The sequence below is a fragment of the Aeromonas sp. QDB11 genome (assembly GCF_027705265.1).
Lineage (GTDB): Bacteria > Pseudomonadota > Gammaproteobacteria > Enterobacterales > Aeromonadaceae > Aeromonas > Aeromonas allosaccharophila.
On the sequence record NZ_JAPDBM010000207.1, the window covers coordinates 1 to 807 of the forward strand.

The following is an 807-nucleotide window of genomic DNA, read 5'->3' on the forward strand; positions in this document are numbered from 1 at the left end:
ATCTCGCACCTCGATAACTGTACGTAAGATCAGTATAGTTCGTGGTAACTGACTGCTAATCATGGGTAATCAGGAAACCATAACGATTTGCATGCAAAAATCTGGGAAAATTTTCGATAAAAATTGCCATAATATGGCAATTGGCCCTTTATATGCCATCAAGCAAGGCTTGGAATTAACCTGCATGAAGGATGGTTTTTTAATGGTGATAGCTTAGTTTGTGGATGTTACATCGCTACGTAACATCTTGCCCACAATGGGGGGCAAGATCTTCTTGTTGATATTTATTGGCTGGGAGTTCGGTTAGACTGTTTTTCGATGGACTGTGATAACGAAATATTACTACCTTTTCTTAATGCTAATGATTTTATCAAGTTCGAGTTAAGATTATATTTTAGTCTATGTGCTATAAACCTTAGTAATTGAGAAAGTATCGTTTGGCGTTAAATATATTTCCCAACGCAGTCTTGTGCTTGGCGGCCCACATTTGATTTCTTCGTAGTGTTATTGCCAAAATCAACCTGTTAGTTATGACTTTCTCTGACCATGTTGACCGCAACACTCGTGGCTTTCTTGTCGACACTGACCTTGGTACAGATACTGAGCGGGCAAACAGAGAGGTCAGCCTCCAACCGCAGTCGCAGCACTTCACGAATTTTACGCATTGCAATCCTCTTGACAGACATAGGCTCTTCCCTAGCAAAAGGGAGAACGTATCAAAGGTTGTTAAATCGTAACTGTTCACCCAGATGGCATTGACAGGAAAAAGTGAGACGATCATCCCTTGATCCACTGTTGCCCCTTGCC

General features: G+C 41.3%; 1 protein-coding gene. It reads right to left on the reverse strand.

Annotated features, from left to right (window positions below; translation table 11 throughout):
• Window positions 1-524: 524 nt before the first annotated feature.
• Window positions 525-665 carry a hypothetical protein gene (locus tag OKC40_RS22690; RefSeq protein ID WP_162511947.1) on the reverse strand — a complete coding sequence of 47 codons (141 nt, stop codon included), beginning with the start codon at window positions 663-665 and terminating at the stop codon, window positions 525-527.
• Window positions 666-807: the final 142 nt, after the last annotated feature.